The sequence below is a fragment of the Kitasatospora sp. NPDC018058 genome (genome assembly GCF_044327205.1).
Taxonomy (GTDB): domain Bacteria; phylum Actinomycetota; class Actinomycetes; order Streptomycetales; family Streptomycetaceae; genus Kitasatospora.
On sequence record NZ_JBIRFA010000004.1, the window covers coordinates 214,869 to 230,588 of the forward strand.

Here is a 15,720-nt window from a genome sequence, read left to right on the forward strand (position 1 = left end):
CCACCGCAGCAGACGCCTCCTGCCACCGGCAGGTGGTAGCAACCCTGAACGCGGGCGCACAATTCCCTCCCATTATGAAGATCACATTAAGCGGCGCGGTTCTATCAGCAATGTGATCAATGTGTCCATCTGTCGACATTCCGTCAGGGCGTGTGCGCGTCAACAGGCTGGTCGTGCGTGTGCGCCATGACTGGGCGTGATGGCGTTCGGTGGAGATGGGTGGGCTTTCGTGTGGCTCGCGTGACGAGTCTTGACCACCTCTCCGTGAGGTGAGGTCAGCTCAAATGCGGTCTAACCATGGAAGATTCGGGCAAATCCTGTGCCCGTTGGATGCCCTATGATCAACATCGATCAAGACGAGAACCAGGAGCCATCCGCCATGCGATCGCAGTCAGTCACCCGAGTCGCGGGCACCCTGCTCCTGGCGCTGCTGGCCGGCTGCTCCTCGGCGCACCCGGCCCCCAAGCCGACGGCGACCCAGCCGTTCATCGCCTTCAACGCCTGCCTGATCACCGACACCACCGGTCTCGCGCCCGGTTCGCCCGCCACCCAGGCCTGGGCCGGCACCCAGGCCGCCACCGGCCCGCTGCACGCGCGGGCAGGCTATGTGACCGCCGACCCCGGCAAGGCGGACGGCGCCATCGGCGGCCTGATCCTGAAGAACTGCTCACTCATCATCTCGGCCTCCACCGACGGGCGATTCGCACCGGCCGTCGAAGCCGCCGCCAAGGCCCATCCCGACCAGCACTTCCTGATCGTCGGGACAGCCGGCCCGGCGGCCAATGTGCGCAGCCTCCAGCCGGGGGACGATCTGCAGGAGCGGGTGCGGCAGGCCGTGACGGAAAGCGCCGCTGGGAGCTGAGCTTCGCCCGGGTGAACTCACCGGGCTCCACTCGGTATTCGACCTCTCCCACGGCTCGGTCTGTAGTGCGCCGACCCTCCTCGCCGGAGGAGGGGCGGCGCACTCTTCTCAGCCCCCGAGAAGTGGAGGGAGCTCAGTGCGCCGTCCAGCCGCCGTCGATCGGCAGGCTGGTGCCGGTGATGTAGGAGGCGGGCGGGGTGCAGAGGTAGAGGGCGAGGTGGGCGACCTCGGAGGGGTCGATGAGGCGCTTGACGGCGGTGCGGTCGAGCATGATCCGCTCGACGACCTCGTCCTCGGGGACGCCGTGGGCGAGCGCCTGGGCGGCGATCTGCTTCTCCACCAGGGGAGTTCGGACGTAGCCCGGGTTGAGGCAGTTACTGGTGACGCCGTGGGGGGCGCCTTCGAGGGCGACGGTCTTGCTCAGGCCCTCCAGGGCGTGCTTGGCGGTGACGTACGCGGACTTGAAGGCGCTGGCGCGCAGGCCGTGGACGGAGGAGATGTTGACGATCCGGCCCCACTCCTGTTCGTACATGTGGGGCAGGGTGCGGCGCAGGATGCGGAACGGGGCCTCGACCATGACGCGCTGGATGAGGGTGAAACGGTCGACCGGGAACTCGTGCACGGGCGCGACGTGTTGCAGGCCCGCGTTGTTGACCACGATGTCGGCGTCGTCCGGCAGGGCGTCCACGGCCTCGGGATCGGCGAGGTCGGCGACGATCGCGCGGCCGCCGATCCGCTCCGCGAGCTCCTGGGCCGGGCCGGCCGCGAGGTCGACGACGTAGACCCGGGCGCCGGCCCCGGCGAAGGCCTCGGCACAGGCCCGGCCGATGCCCGAGGCGGCTCCGGTCACCAGGGCCGTACGGCCGGCGAGCGGGCGGGCAGTAGAGGTGTCCATGGCCGAGAACGGTAGGAATCCGACGGCCCGGCTCCCATGTGGCGGTCCACTACAGCATCCGGTTTCCCCGTAGCGGAAACCAACATGACGATCGATCGGCGGTTCGACCCTAGACGGCCAAACCCATCCTGACCTCGCTTCCCCACAATGGGCGCGGATGCTTCACCCGTTCGGAGGATTGCTCGGTCAGATCCACCCATAGCGCCCGAATGCTCGCTACATTCACGCCGATTCCCGACAGGGGGCGCCGCCCCAGGCCGCCGAAGTGCTGGTGGAGCCCGGTGCGACGTCCGAGAGGTGTTGACTGACATGCCCCAACGGCCTGCAACCGACAGCCCGGCGTACGGACCGCTCGACCCGCTCGGCCAGCACCGAGGTCCGGTCGGTCGGACCCTTCCGGACGCCCCCGACGCCCTGGCCCCCAGCGCTCTGACCGGCGACACGCTGACCGCCGACGCCCCGACCGCCGACGAACTGCGGCTGCCCGTGCAGGCAACACCCGACCGGCACGAAGCCGCCGCCGCACCCGCCTCCGCGACCACCAGCGGCCACGGCAGCCACTCCGGCCACTCCGGCCCGACCCCGCAGAACGGCCAGCTCGCCGCGCTGATCGAGGAGGCCGGCTTCTCGCACGCCGGCCTGGCCCGCCGGGTCGACCAGCTCGGCCTGGAACACGGCCTCGACCTGCGCTACGACAAGACCTCGGTCACCCGTTGGCTGCGTGGCCAGCAGCCCCGCGGCGCCACCCCGGCGCTGATCGCCGAGGTCTTCACCCGCCGCCTCGGCCGCCGTCTCACCGCCCAGGACCTCGGCCTGGACGCCTGCGCCCCGGTCTACGCGGGCCTGGAGTTCGCCGAGACCCCGCAGGAGGCGGTGGACATCGTGGCGAGCATGTGGCGCAAGGACAACGGCCCGCAGTCCGAGCTGCGCCGGATCGCCTTCACCCCGGCCGGCCTGGTCGTCCCCAGCCGGGACTGGCTGATCGGCCGCACCGACGAGCGCGTCGCCCGCGACGGCTCCACCATGGTCCGCCCCGACACCGCCGCCGGGCCACCGAGCGCCGCCACCACCGCTCCGGCGCCGAGCATCCCGAGCGCGCCCGGCGCACCCACCACGAGCCCCGCGCGCGGCCCGGCCGTCGGTGCCCTCGGCTCCCGCAGCACCGCCGGAACCACCGGCACCGCCGCCACCATCGGCCGGGTACCCACCCAAAGCCGCCGCCCGCCGACCGCCGTCGAGCCGTCGTACACCGACTCGACCCGCGAGGCGCGCCCCGCCCTGCGCGTCGGCCGCGGCGACATCGCCGCCATCCGCGCCGTCGGCGACCTCTTCCGCGCGCTCGACCAGGCCTACGGCGGCGGCCACGCCCGCCAGGCACTGGTCCGCTACCTGGAGAGCGAGGCCGAGCCGATGCTGCGCGGCCGCTACGGCGAGCAGATCGGCCGGGCCCTGTTCGGCGCGGTCGCCGACCTGACCAGGCTGGCAGGCTGGACGTCCTTCGACATCGCCGCGCACGGCCTCGCCCAGCGCTACTTCGTCCAGGCGCTGCGCCTCTCCCAGGCCGCCGGGGACCGCGCGCTCGGCGGCTACGTCCTGGTGACGATGAGCCAGCAGGCCGTCCACCTCGGCCACGGCCGGGAGGCCGTCCAGCTCGCCCGGGTCGCCCAGCAGGGCGTGGGCACCGCCGTCCCGCCGGTGGTCCAGTCGCTGATGCACGCCGCCGAGGCGCGCGGGCACGGCCTGCTGGGCGACGTCCGCTCCTGCACCACCGCCCTGGTGCGGGCCGAGCGTTCGCTCGCGGCCTCCCGGACGGGCGACGAACTGCCCTCCTGGGCACGGTACTTCGACGAGGCCCAGCTCTCCGACGAGTTCGCCCACTGCTACCGCGACCTCCAGCAGTGGCGCACCTGCGCCCAGCACGCCGAGAAGTCGCTGCGACTGCGCTCACCCGCCTACGCGCGCAGCCGGATCTTCTGCCGGCTGGTGCTGGCCACCGCCCGGCTCGGCATGGGCGACCTCGACGAGGCCTGCACCATGGCCACCGACGCGCTGCGCGCGGCCGGGGAGATGCGCTCGGCCCGCTCGCTGGAGTACGTCCGGGACTTCCACCGCCGCCTCACCCCTTACCGGGGTAGCCCGGTGGCCCGTGCCTTCGAGGAGACGGCCCGCCAGGCGGGGGTGATCTGACCACCCGCACGGAAACGTACGAAAACCGGGCCGGGAACTCAGTGACTCTCGGCCCGGACCCTCGGCAGCCGCGGCCACCGGCCGCTGGGCGCCCCCGCGCACCCGCTGGGCCGCCGACCGGAACAGCGGCACCGACAGCATCCCGGCGCCGACCGGCGCCGCCGCCCTGAAGGACGGCAGGTGCCCGTCGTCCACTGGGCGCGAGCCCGGCGAAGGCGCCGTCCAGCGGGTCCCGGTCGACCGGCGCGTGCTCTCCGAGGGCCACCACGACGGAGACCGGCCACGCGGTGCCCGCCCGTTTCGGCGGGCCACCGCGCAGCTTGCCGAAATCGATCTCGTACCCGGCCAGGAACATCGGCACGGCCAGGCCGAACCGGGAGAGCGCGCCGAATCCCACCGGGCCACCGGGCCACCGGTCGAACGGTGGAAACCATCCGACCGATGTGAGGTCGGAGCAAGTAGAGCGGTGAGAACGGTCATGCCGGCGCCCTGGCACGCAGTCGGTCTGTCACCCCGGCAGACCGCCGGCGTGTCCGGACGCCTGGACAGCGCGGCTCGGGGCGACGGCCTCAGGCCGCCGCCTCGGCCTCCCGCGCGTCCGCCGGCAGCCCGAGGTCGCGCAGCACCGCCCGTGCCGCCCGTCGCCCGGAGACCAGCGCGCCCTGCACGGTGCTGGTGTCCCGATGGTCCCCGGCGACGTACAGCCCGGCCAGCACCCGCACCGGTCGGCGGGGGTTGTGCGGCGGCGGCATCGTGGGCAGCGCGTCCGGGACGTGCCGCACGCTGAGGAACTGCCAGCCCGTCGTCGAGGCGCCGTACAGCTCGGCGAGCCGGGCCCGGACGGCCGGTTCCAGCCCGGCCGGGCCGCCCGCGTCGAAGGAGCGCCGCCCGAGCACGGTGGTGGCGATCAGCGCCTGCCCGGCCGGGGCGAAGGACGGGTGCAGCTCGCTGACCACCAGCGAGTGCGAGACCAGCGGCGGGTGCCCGTCCGGCCGGTCACCGTCGAGCAGCAGCACGGCCTCGTTCAGCGGGGCGCGGTCGGCCGCGTGGAAGAAGGTGGTGACGGGGTGGAAGTCCGGAAGCCGCAGCCCGGGCAGCAGTTCGGCGGCGGAGCCGGCGTCGGTGGCGACCACGACGGCCTGGGCACCGATCCGCCCGTGGGCGAGGGTCTCCACGCCGTCGGCGGAGATCGAGGTGACCTGCACCCCGGTCCGGACGGTGCCGACGGGCAGCGCGGCGGCCAGCTGGGCCGGCACGGCCGCGATCCCGTCGGCGGGCAGGCAGAGCCGGCCGCGGGCGTAGGAGCGCAGCACCAGGTCGGCGATCCGACTGCTGGTACCGAGCGTCGGATCGCTGAGCAGCGCGCTGAGCAGCGGGCGCAGGAAGCCGTCCACGGTGCGCGGGGCGAGGCCGTGGCCGGCCAGTGCGCGGGCGGCGGTGGTCTCCGGGCGGGCCTGCAGCCGGGCGGCCGGGGTGGTGGCGATCCGGCCGAGCCAGCTGCCCAGGCGGGCCTTGTCCAGCGGGCTGCCGAGCGGCGCCCGGGTGGCGGCCTGCCGGGCGGTGGTGAGCTGCGGGTCCCCGGCGCGGTAGCGGCGGCCGGCGCTGTGCACCAGCACGCCGGGCGTGAGCTGGCGCAGGTCCAGGCGGTCGAGGTCGAGCGCCCGGCGTAGCTCGGGGAAGGCGGTGTTCAGCAGGTGGCTGCCGTCGTCGAGCCGGAATCCGTCCAGCTCGCGGGTGGCCATCCGGCCGCCGATCCGGTCGGTGGTCTCCAGGACCTGAACGGCGAGGCCGTGGCCGGCGAGTGCGCGGGCGGCGACCAGGCCCGCGAGTCCGGCGCCGACCACGACGACGTCCGGGTCGGACGGTCGACGGGCGCGGCGGGTGAAGTCGTACGTGGGCACTGGCGTGCTCCCTCCCTGGTCCCGGGGCTCCGGCCGACGCAGGCAGCGGGGTGCCGGGACACGGTCCGAGGAAGGTGATGCCCAGTCAGTGTGACCATCAGACAAGCGCGGCGGACCGGATGCGGGGGGTGGGAGGGGTTGCGCGGCGCCGGGCGGGGGCGCGGTCACGGACAGTGCGCCGTGGCGACCGGGTTACGGGGTCGGCGGGCGCGTACGGTCACCGGGGGAGTGCGACGCGCCCGCAGTGTGCTCCCGTGCGCCCCCTCCCGGAGCCCCGTCCGACCCCCGCCCGGCATATGCCCCTGGCCAGGGTGAATGCCGTAGGAGGCCTACGCGCGACGTGGGAGTCAGAGCGCCGCCCGCACCGCCGAGTCCACGTCCGGGTGCGCGAAGCGGAAGCCCGCGTCCAGCAGGCGCCGCGGCACCACCCGGTGGCTGCCGACCACCTCGACCGCCAGCTCGCCGAGCACCGCCTTGAGTACCGCCTCCGGGACCGGGAACGGCGTCGGCCGCCGCAGTGCCCGCCCGATCGCCCTGGTCAGCTCGCCGTTGGTCACCGGCTCCGGCGCGGTGAGGTTGAAGGCGCCGGAGAGGTCCTCCCGGTCGATCAGGAACCGCAGCGCGGCCACCTCGTCGGCCAGCGAGATGTAGCTCCAGTACTGCCGCCCGCTGCCCAGGCGTCCCCCCAGGCCCAGCTTGAACAGCGGGAACAGCCGTGCGCCCGCCCCGCCGGCGGTGGAGAGCACCATCCCCGTGCGCGGGTGCACGACCCGGATCCCGGCCCGCTCGGCCGGCCGTGCGGCCGCCTCCCACTCCAGGCACACCTCGGCCAGGAAGTCGTCCCCGGCGGGGGAGTCCTCGTCGATCACCCGGTCGCCGGTCTGCCCGTACCAGCCGACCGCGGAGGCGCTGACGAACACCCGCGGCGGCTCCTTGAGTTCGGCCAGCGCGACGGCGAGGGTCTCGGTGCCGTACACCCGGCTCTCCCGGATGTCCCGCTTGTACGCCTCCGTCCAACGGCGGTCGCCGACCCCGGCGCCGGCCAGGTGCACCACCGCCTCGACCCCGGCCAGCCCGTCCCGGTCGACCTGGCCGAGCAGCGGGTTCCAACCGATCGCCGTGCTGCCGTCGGGCTGCGGGCCGGTCCTGGACCGGCGCCGGACCAGCCGGACCACCTCATGGCCGTCCGCCAGCAGGGAGCGGACGAGCGCCGAACCGATCAATCCCGTGGAACCTGTGACAGCGATGCGCATGGGCCCATCCTCGCAGGACTTAACCCCGCCGACCTTCGCATGCGGCTCAGTAGCATGGCGCGTTATGTTCCGTGAGTCCCGCGACAATCTGATCATCCGCTCGGCCCGACCCGAGGACGAGCGCGAACTCGCCGTCCTCAGCCGCGCCTCCTGGTCCACCCTGTCCGACGTCTCCCCGGAGCCGCCCGCCGAGGAGACGGTCTTCGACGAGCGGCACACCCCCGAGCAGTTCCTGCTCGCCGTGCTGGACGGCCGGATCGTCGGCTACATCCGCCAGGTCCCGCCGACCCCGCTGGCCAGCAACCGGCACGTGCGGCAGATCCAGGGCCTCGCCGTGGACGACACGGCCCGGGGCCGGGGCGTCGGGCGGCACCTGGTCGAGGCGGCCTGCGCGGCGGCCCGGGCCGAGGGCGCCCGCAAGATGACCCTGCGGGTGCTCGGCTGGAACGCCCCGGCCCGGCGGCTGTACGAGAGCTGCGGCTTCGTCGTGGAGGGCTCGCTGGCCGAGGAGTTCCTGATCGACGGCCGGTACGTGGACGACATCTGGATGGCCCGCCGCCTGACCGGCTGAGGTCCGCGACCTGACGTCACGTCAGAAGGCAAGGTGCTGCAGAGTCGTGACGTATCCGCCCTGTCTGGAGCGGCGCCCCGCCGGGTACCGTACGGCCGTGAGCAACTCGACGCCTCCCGGGTGGTACCCGGTCCCCGGTGCGGACGGCACCCCCGGTCACGAGCGCTGGTGGGACGGCAACGCATGGACCAGCGAGGTCCGGCCGCTCCAGGGCGGCACCGGGCAGCTCGCCGACGCCCCGACCCAGGTCGGGCAGTCCCCCGCCCCGCAGCCCGGCTACGGCTACCCGGCGCAGGGCGGCTCGCCCGCCGCCGGCTACGGTCGTCCGGTCCAGGACGCCGGCCAGGCCCCGGGCTACGGCGCGCCGACCCCCGGGTACGGCTACCCCGGCCAGGAGGCCCACCAGGGCGGGGGCTACGGCTACCCGGGCCCGGGCTACCCGCCGCCGGGTCCCACGAAGACCAAGCCCGGTGTGATCATCGGCATCGCGGTCGCCGTGCTGGCCGTGGGCGGGATCATCGCCGGGATCGCGCTCAGCCAGGGCGGCGACCCGAAGGCGGGCCCCACCCCGAACCCCACCGTGTCGGTCAGCCGGAGCGACGGTCCCGAGCCGACCCCCAGCCCGACCCCGAGCACGCCCACCGTCGCGACGCCCAAGCCCCTCCCGGTCGTGAAGAGCACCGTCCCGGACCCGCAGCACGCGATCACCGTCCCGGTGTTCGACGGCTGGGACGTGTCGCCCAACCCCGCGCACTCCACGGTCTACCTCGGCAGCGGCCGCTACACCTGCGCGGACGGCAACGCCTGCATCCGCGGCCAGTTCTCGATCGAGAAGGACACCATCCAGGGCGACTCGCCCAAGGCGGCCGCCGACGCGGCGATGCCGGCCTACGCCGGGGGGATCTTCACCGGGATCACCGCGCACACCGACTCCGGCTCCGGCTTCGTCAGCGTCGCCGGCGTGCTCGGCTACGCCGTCCGCTGGCACGTCCGCACCTCGGACGGCACCCAGGGCTACGTCCTGCTGGCCGCCGTCCCGGCCAAGGGCGGCGGCTACGTGGTCTTCGAGGGTGGCGTGGACGACGACCCGGCCGCGCCGGACTCCTCGGTGCTGGACCAGATCCTCAAGGGCATCGAGCAGGACAGCTCCTCGGGCAGCTCGACCTGAGGCCCGGGCCCGTCCCCCGGGCCCCTGCCGGGTCCGACGAAACCCACGGGACAGGCCCTACTCCCCGTACCGCTCCCAGAGCTTGGGGAAGCGCTTCGCCATGACGTCCGGGTCGTCGAAGTCCAGTGCCGCCCCGGCCGGCCGCCCGGCCTGCCGACCGCCCACCTCGGGCAACGGCAGGCCGGTCAGCCGCTCGTACGCTTCGTCGGCCGCGAAGCCGAGGTCCTCGGCCTCGCCGTCCTCCTCCTCGTCGAACTCGGGCAGCAGGTCCGCCAGGTCGTCCGGCTCGGCCAGCCCGCCCTCGAAGACGTCCCGGCCCTGGCCGATCAGCCAGCAGCGGAAGTAGTCGAAGGTGTCCTCGGAGGCGCCGTCCAGCAGCAGGTAGGCCGCGCCCCACAGGTCGTAGCGGAAGGCGCGCTGGAACCGGGCCTCGAACAGCCGGGCGAAGTCGATCACGTCGTCCGGGGTCAGCCGGACGAGGTGCTCCACCAGCCGGTCGGCCTGTTCGTCGGGATCGCCGTCGGCGGCCTCCCGGGTCTCGTCGATGATCTGCCAGAAGTCGGTCTCGTCCATCACCGCTCCAGCATCCCCGCTCGGCCGCCTCCGCGCATGCCACGACGGGCGGAAACACGGCCCGGAAACGGCGGAACCCCGCGCCGTCCGGGGACGACGCGGGGTTCCGTACGACCGGGGTGCCTTACAGGCCGAGCTCGACCTCGAACTCGCCGGCCTCCAGGATCTCCTTGACCGCGACCAGGTAGCGGGCGGCGTCGGCGCCGTCCACCAGACGGTGGTCGTAGGAGAGCGACAGGTAGGTCATGTCACGGATACCGATGGCGGTGCCGCCGTCGGCCTCGATGACCACCGGGCGCTTGACGGTGGCGCCGATGCCCAGGATGGCGACCTGGTTCGGCGGCACGATCACGGTGTCGAACAGCGCACCGCGCGAGCCGGTGTTGCTGATGGTGAAGGTGGCGCCGGACAGCTCGTCCGGGGTGATCTTGCTGTCGCGGACCTTGGCGGCCAGCTCGGCGGTCTTCTTCGAGATGCCGGCGATGTTGAGGTCGCCCGCACCCTTGATGACCGGGGTCATCAGACCCTTCTCGGAGTCCACCGCGATACCGATGTTCTCGGTGTCGAAGTAGGTGACGGTGCCCTCGGCGTCGTTGATCCGGGCGTTGACGACCGCGTGGACCTTCAGCGCCTGGGCGGCGGCCTTGACGAAGAACGGCATCGGGGAGAGCTTGACGCCCTCGCGGGCGAGGAAGCCGTCCTTGGCCTTGGCGCGCAGCGACATGATCTTGGTGACGTCCACCTCGACCACGCTGGTCAGCTGGGCCTGCTCGTGCAGGGCCTTCATCATGTTGTCGCCGATGACCTTGCGCATGCGGGTCATCTTGACCGTCTGGCCGCGCAGGGCGGACGGAGCGGCGGCGGCCTTCGGCGCGACGGCCGGGGCGGCGGCGACCGGGGCCGGGGCGGCCTTGGCGGCCTCCGCGGCGGCGATGACGTCCTGCTTGCGGATGCGGCCGCCGACGCCGGTGCCGGCGACGGAGGACAGCGCCACGCCGTGCTCGGCGGCGAGCTTGCGCACCAGCGGGGTGACGTAGGCGTCACCGGCGTCGGCAGCCGGGGCAGCCGGGGCGGCCGGGGCGGCGACCGGAGCCGGGGCGGCCGGGGCCGGAGCAGCGGCAACCGGAGCCGGGGCGACCGGAGCGGCGACCGGGGCCGGGGCGGCGACCGGAGCCGGGGCGACCGGAGCGGCGACCGGGGCCGGGGCGGCGACCGGAGCCGGGGCGGCGACCGGGGCCGGGGCAGCGGCCGGGGCCGGGGCGGCAGCGACGGCACCCGGGGTGCCGATCAGCGCGAGCTGGGCGCCGACCTCGGCGGTCTCGTCCTCGCCGACCAGGATCTTGACGACGACGCCGGCGACCGGCGACGGGATCTCGGTGTCGACCTTGTCGGTCGACACCTCCAGCAGCGGCTCGTCGATCTCGACCGTCTCACCCTCGGCCTTCAGCCAGCGGGTGACGGTGCCCTCGGTGACCGACTCGCCCAGCGCGGGCAGCAGCACCGGAGTGGCGTCGCCGGCCGGGGCGGCCGGAGCAGCGGCGGGGGCGGCAGCCGGGGCCTCGGCGACCGGGGCCGGGGCGGCGACCGGGGCCGGGGCGGCCGGAGCGGCAGCCTCGGCGACCGGGGCGGCGGCCGCGACCGGGGCGCCGGAACCGTCGTCGATGATCGCCAGCTCGGCGCCGACCTCGACGGTCTCGTCCTCGGCGACCTTGATCGAGGCCAGGATGCCGGCGGCGGGAGCCGGGATCTCGGTGTCGACCTTGTCGGTCGACACCTCCAGCAGCGGCTCGTCGACCTCGACACGCTCACCCTCGGCCTTCAGCCAACGGGTGACGGTGCCCTCGGAAACGCTCTCGCCCAGCGCGGGCAGTGTTACTGAGACCGCCATGGTTTCAGCGACTCCTATCAAGTCTTGCGTACGGGAAGTACTGGAAACGGGGGGTGGTGGGCGCGATCAGTCGTGCGCGTGCAGCGGCTTGCCGGCCAGCGCCAGGTGCGCCTCGCCCAGGGCCTCGGACTGGGTCGGGTGCGCGTGGATCAGCTGCGCGACCTCGGCCGGCAGGGCCTCCCAGTTGTAGATCAGCTGGGCTTCGCCGACCTGCTCGCCCATGCGGGCGCCGACCATGTGGACGCCGACCACGGCGCCGTCCTTGACCTGGACGAGCTTGATCTCGCCGGCGGTCTTCAGGATCTTGCTCTTGCCGTTGCCGGCCAGGTTGTACTTCAGGGTGACGACCTTCTCCTTGCCGTACAGCTCGACGGCCTTGGCCTCGGAGATGCCGACGGAGGCCACCTCGGGGTTGGAGTAGGTGACCCGCGGGACGCCGTCGTAGTCGATCGGCATCGGCTTGAGGCCGGCCAGGCGCTCGGCGACCAGGATGCCCTCGGCGAAGCCGACGTGGGCGAGCTGCAGGGTCGGGGCGAGGTCGCCGACGGCCGAGATGGTGGGCACGTTGGTGCGCATGTACTCGTCGACCAGGACGTAGCCGCGGTCCATCGCGACGCCGTTCTCCTCGTAGCCGAGGCCGGCCGAGACCGGGCCGCGGCCGATGGCGACGAGCAGCAGGTCGGCGTCGATCTGCTTGCCGTTCTCGGTGGAGACGCGGACACCGGTCTCGGTGTACTCCACGCCCGAGAAGCGGGCCTTCAGCTCGAACTTGATGCCGCGCTTGCGGAACGCGCGCTCCAGCAGCTTGGAGGAGTTCTCGTCCTCCAGCGGGACGAGGTGCGGCAGCGCCTCGACGATGGTGACCTCGACGCCGAAGGACTTCCAGACCGAGGCGAACTCGACGCCGATGACGCCACCGCCCAGGATGACGGCCGACTTCGGGATGCGGTCGAGCTTGAGGGCGTGGTCGGAGGAGATCACGCGGTTGCCGTCGATCTCCAGGCCCGGGATCGAGCGCGGCACCGAACCGGTGGCCAGGACGATGTGACGGCCTTCGATGCGCTGGCCGTTGACGTCCACCGAGGTCTGCGAGGAGAGCTTGCCCTCGCCCTGGATGAAGGTCACCTTGCGGGACGCCACCAGGCCCTGCAGACCCTTGTACAGGCCGGCGATGACGTCGTCCTTGTACTTGTGGACGCCGTTGATGTCGATGCCCTGGAAGGTGGCCAGCACGCCGAACTCGGCGGCCTCCTTCGTCTCGTCCGCGATCTCGGCGGCGTGCAGCAGCGCCTTGGTCGGGATGCAGCCGCGGTGCAGGCAGGTGCCGCCCAGCTCACCCTTCTCGACCAGGGCAACGCTCAGACCCAGCTGAGCGGCGCGGAGCGCCGCGGCGTAACCGCCGCTTCCGCCTCCGAGAATGACTACGTCGAAAACGGTGCTGGCGTCGTTCGCCACGTCACGTCCTCCATGCAATGGGGTGGGTCGCCGGGCCGGTCGCGGTCCGGTGGGTCGGAAGCCTTTGTGGGGCGCCCAGTCGTGCCGGAAATACATCTTCGCACTTGTTCGCGGTGGCTGATGTCCGGGTCCACCCCAGGGGTGTCCCACGGAGTGGTCATCAGGGCGGGAACACCCCCGACAGAAGGGCATCATCGCAGCTCAGCGTGGTATTGGCGGCCGCCGGACGGGCGCCTTCCGGGCCGTTCGCCGTCACCGCTTCCGCACTGCGGAACAAAGTTTCGCCCTTGGCGAACAGAGGTGCGCCGGAATGGCGCGGCCTACTCGCAGGTAACCCGCGCGGGGACGCCGACGGGGGCCCGGCGCGTGTGCGCCGGACCCCCGTGGAGGCTCAGGTCGGAAGGATCAGGCCTTGCCGTTGGCCGCGGTCTGCTCGGCGAAGCGGACCAGGGTGCGCACCGCGCTCGCGGTGCCGCCCTTCGGGGTGTAGCCGAACGGCGCGCCCTCGTGGAACGCCGGTCCGGCGATGTCCAGGTGCGCCCAGTCGATGCCCTCGGCCACGAACTCCTTCAGGAACAGACCGGCCACCAGGCCGCCGCCCATCCGCTCGCCCATGTTGGCCAGGTCGGCGATGGTCGACTCGGTGAAGCCCTTGCGCAGCTCGGCCGGCAGCGGCATCGGCCACGACTGCTCGCCGACCTCGCCCGCGACGGCGTGCAGGTTCTCGCGCAGCTCGTCGTTGTTGGACATCACGCCGAAGGTGCGGGTGCCCAGGGCCAGCACCATGGCGCCGGTCAGGGTCGCCACGTCGACGATGACGTCCGGGTTCTCCTCGCCGGCCCGCACGAGCGCGTCGGCCAGCACCAGACGGCCCTCGGCGTCGGTGTTCAGCACCTCGACCGTCTTGCCGCCGTACATGCGCAGCACGTCGCCCGGGCGGGTGGCGGAGCCGGACGGCATGTTCTCGGCCAGCGCCAGCCAGGCGGTGACGTTGACGACCAGGCCCAGGCGCTTGGCGGCCACCACGGCGGCGAACACGGCGGCGGCGCCGGCCATGTCGCACTTCATGGTCTCGTTGTGGCCGGCCGGCTTCAGCGAGATGCCGCCCGAGTCGTAGGTGATGCCCTTGCCGACGAAGGCCAGCGTGGCCTTCGCCTTCGGGTGGGTGTAGGCCAGCTTCACCAGCCGCGGCGGGTTGGCCGAGCCGCCGCCGACGCCCAGCAGGCCGCCGTAGCCGCCCTTGGTCAGCGCCTTCTCGTCCAGCACCTCGACCTTGAGGCCGTGCTCCTTGCCGGCCGCCTGGGCGATCGCGGCGAAGCTCTTCGGGTTCAGGTCGTTCGGCGCGGCGTTGACCAGGTCGCGGGCCCGGTTCATCTCCTCGCCGATCGCGGCGGCGCGCTCCACGGCGGCCTTGGCGTCCTTGCTGCCCTTGCGGGCGGCCAGCACGACCAGCTCGCCGACCGGCTCCTTGCCGTTGCCGTCGCCCTTGTAGGTGCTGAAGGCGTACGAGCCGAGCAGACCGCCCAGCGCGAGCGCCTCGACGTCGTCCGCGGACTCGGTCGGCAGGGCCAGCGCGGCCTTCTTGGTGCCGGCCAGGGCGCGGGCGGCGACACCGGCGGCGCGACGCAGCGCCTCCGACGCGTAACCGTCCTCGGCGGCCTCGCCGAGGCCGACCGCGAGCACGAGCGGGGCCTTCAGGCCGGCGGGGGAGGGCACCTTGACGGTCTCGCCCTCGGCGCCGGTCGCGCCCAGGGTGCCGAGGACCTCGGCCAGCTTGCCGTCGAACGCCTCGTTCACGGCCTCGGCGCCGGGGGCGAGCACAATGCCCTTCGGGCCCTTCGCGGCGCCGACCACCAGGGCGTCCGCGCGCAGCGAGGCGGCGGAGGAGGTGCTCACAGACAATGCAGTCACGTAATGCGTCCTGTTCTTTCGCGGTCCACGGCCGGTCGCGGCGTGGCTGCCGAACCGGCGCAGCCCGTCGTGGCAGGCCGTCCGCCCGCGGGTACGCGGATCCGGGCCCCCTGGTGTGCGCGGCCGCGACCGGCGGACGCGCACACCAGAGGTCCCGGCTCCTCGCATACGCGCCGGCGAGCAGGACCTGCCACGGTGCAGGGCTGCGGTGCTTCACGCATGGTAGTCCGCATGCTGGGATCACGCGCCGCCCGGTGTCAGCCGAGCAGCGCCAGGGCGAACAGCGTGCCGGTGGCCGCGGTCTCGGCCATCGCGCCGAGCACGTCCCCGGTGATTCCGCCGAACCGTCGGACGCAGCGCCCCAGCAGCAGTCGGGCGCAACCGACGCCGAGCGCAACGGCCAGTGGGAGGCGGAGGGCTGACCATCCGTCGAACAGTCCGGTCGCGGCGAGGGCGAGCGCCCCGAGGGCCGTCCCGGCGGCGGCCCCGGCGGGCGTCACGGTGCTCGCCACCATCGCCCCGAGCCCGCCCGGGCGGGCGGCCGGCACCGACCGCAGACAGCCCCAGCCGAGCGCGCACCGGGCGGCCACCGCCGAGGCGAGCACCGCCAGCGCGCCGCGCGGTACGGAATGTCCGAACTGTCCGGCCAGTGCGGCGACCTGGGCCAGCAGCACGAGAACCAGGGTCAGCACGCCGAACGGGCCGATGTCGGACTGCTTCATGATCCGTAGCGCGTCCTCGGCCGGTCTGCCGCTGCCCAGCCCGTCGGCGACGTCCGCCAGACCGTCCAGGTGCAGCCCCCGGGTCAGCGCGGCGAGCACCCCCACCGCCGCCACCGCCCCGAGCAGCCCGCCCGCGCGCCAGGCGACCAGCGCCCCGGCCCCGGCCGCGAGGGCGCCCAGCACCGCCCCGACCACCGGAGCCACCGTCATCGCCCGCGCCCCCGCAGCCCGGTCCCAGCGCTCCACCCGCACCCGCAGCACCGACAGTGTCCCGAACGCGAACCGCAGCCCCTCGCCCCAGCCGGCCCGGTCACCGCTGTCCGCCATCGCTCCC

12 protein-coding genes are annotated in these 15,720 nt (G+C 73.5%); 4 read left to right on the forward strand and 8 right to left on the reverse strand.

From position 1 onward, the window contains the following. Positions 1 to 379 precede the first annotated feature (379 nt). Positions 380 to 862: a hypothetical protein gene (locus tag ACH4E7_RS07760; protein ID WP_396248098.1), complete on the forward strand. Its 483-nt coding sequence runs from the start codon at positions 380 to 382 to the stop codon at positions 860 to 862. A gap of 133 nt (positions 863 to 995) precedes the next feature. On the opposite strand, the gene ACH4E7_RS07765 is transcribed toward ACH4E7_RS07760, so the two are convergent. Further along, positions 996 to 1,757 carry a 3-hydroxybutyrate dehydrogenase gene (locus ACH4E7_RS07765; RefSeq protein ID WP_396248099.1) on the reverse strand — a complete coding sequence of 254 codons (762 nt, stop codon included), beginning with the start codon at positions 1,755 to 1,757 and terminating at the stop codon, positions 996 to 998. A 309-nt stretch (positions 1,758 to 2,066) separates the two neighbouring features. Between ACH4E7_RS07765 and ACH4E7_RS07770 the strand changes: the two genes are divergently transcribed. Beyond that, the gene (locus tag ACH4E7_RS07770; RefSeq protein ID WP_396248100.1) at positions 2,067 to 3,944 is read left to right on the forward strand and encodes a regulator; all 1,878 of its coding nucleotides are present in this window, start codon (positions 2,067 to 2,069) and stop codon (positions 3,942 to 3,944) included. Positions 3,945 to 4,513: 569 nt separating this feature from the next. Here the strand turns inward: ACH4E7_RS07770 and ACH4E7_RS07775 are convergent. Together ACH4E7_RS07775 and ACH4E7_RS07780 are read right to left on the reverse strand one after the other, a co-directional pair. Beyond that, positions 4,514 to 5,845, reverse strand: coding sequence for an NAD(P)/FAD-dependent oxidoreductase (locus ACH4E7_RS07775; protein WP_396248101.1), 1,332 nt, complete (start codon positions 5,843 to 5,845; stop codon positions 4,514 to 4,516). A 347-nt stretch (positions 5,846 to 6,192) separates the two neighbouring features. Then, positions 6,193 to 7,098: a TIGR01777 family oxidoreductase gene (locus ACH4E7_RS07780; protein ID WP_396248102.1), complete on the reverse strand. Its 906-nt coding sequence runs from the start codon at positions 7,096 to 7,098 to the stop codon at positions 6,193 to 6,195. A 64-nt stretch (positions 7,099 to 7,162) separates the two neighbouring features. Between ACH4E7_RS07780 and ACH4E7_RS07785 the strand changes: the two genes are divergently transcribed. Then, a complete protein-coding gene (locus tag ACH4E7_RS07785) occupies positions 7,163 to 7,669 on the forward strand; it encodes a GNAT family N-acetyltransferase (RefSeq protein ID WP_396248103.1) in 507 nt (168 codons plus the stop codon). 97 nt (positions 7,670 to 7,766) lie between these two features. Beyond that, on the forward strand, positions 7,767 to 8,837 hold the full coding sequence (locus tag ACH4E7_RS07790) for a DUF2510 domain-containing protein (protein ID WP_396248104.1): 1,071 nt from the start codon (positions 7,767 to 7,769) through the stop codon (positions 8,835 to 8,837). A 57-nt stretch (positions 8,838 to 8,894) separates the two neighbouring features. On the opposite strand, the gene ACH4E7_RS07795 is transcribed toward ACH4E7_RS07790, so the two are convergent. The 5 genes from ACH4E7_RS07795 to ACH4E7_RS07815 all read right to left on the reverse strand — a co-directional run bounded on the left by ACH4E7_RS07795 (position 8,895) and on the right by ACH4E7_RS07815 (position 15,713). Further along, positions 8,895 to 9,410, reverse strand: coding sequence for a DUF4240 domain-containing protein (locus ACH4E7_RS07795; RefSeq protein WP_396248105.1), 516 nt, complete (start codon positions 9,408 to 9,410; stop codon positions 8,895 to 8,897). 124 nt (positions 9,411 to 9,534) lie between these two features. Beyond that, complete coding sequence (gene sucB / locus ACH4E7_RS07800; protein ID WP_396248106.1) at positions 9,535 to 11,298, reverse strand: 2-oxoglutarate dehydrogenase, E2 component, dihydrolipoamide succinyltransferase; 1,764 nt, start codon at positions 11,296 to 11,298, stop codon at positions 9,535 to 9,537. Between the two features lie 66 nt (positions 11,299 to 11,364). Next, positions 11,365 to 12,753: a dihydrolipoyl dehydrogenase gene (lpdA, locus tag ACH4E7_RS07805; protein WP_224284763.1), complete on the reverse strand. Its 1,389-nt coding sequence runs from the start codon at positions 12,751 to 12,753 to the stop codon at positions 11,365 to 11,367. Between the two features lie 405 nt (positions 12,754 to 13,158). Further along, positions 13,159 to 14,664, reverse strand: a complete 1,506-nt coding sequence (locus ACH4E7_RS07810) for a leucyl aminopeptidase (protein ID WP_396248107.1) — start codon at positions 14,662 to 14,664, stop codon at positions 13,159 to 13,161. Positions 14,665 to 14,921: 257 nt separating this feature from the next. Further along, a complete protein-coding gene (locus ACH4E7_RS07815) occupies positions 14,922 to 15,713 on the reverse strand; it encodes an adenosylcobinamide-GDP ribazoletransferase (RefSeq protein WP_396248108.1) in 792 nt (263 codons plus the stop codon). Positions 15,714 to 15,720 lie beyond the last annotated feature (7 nt).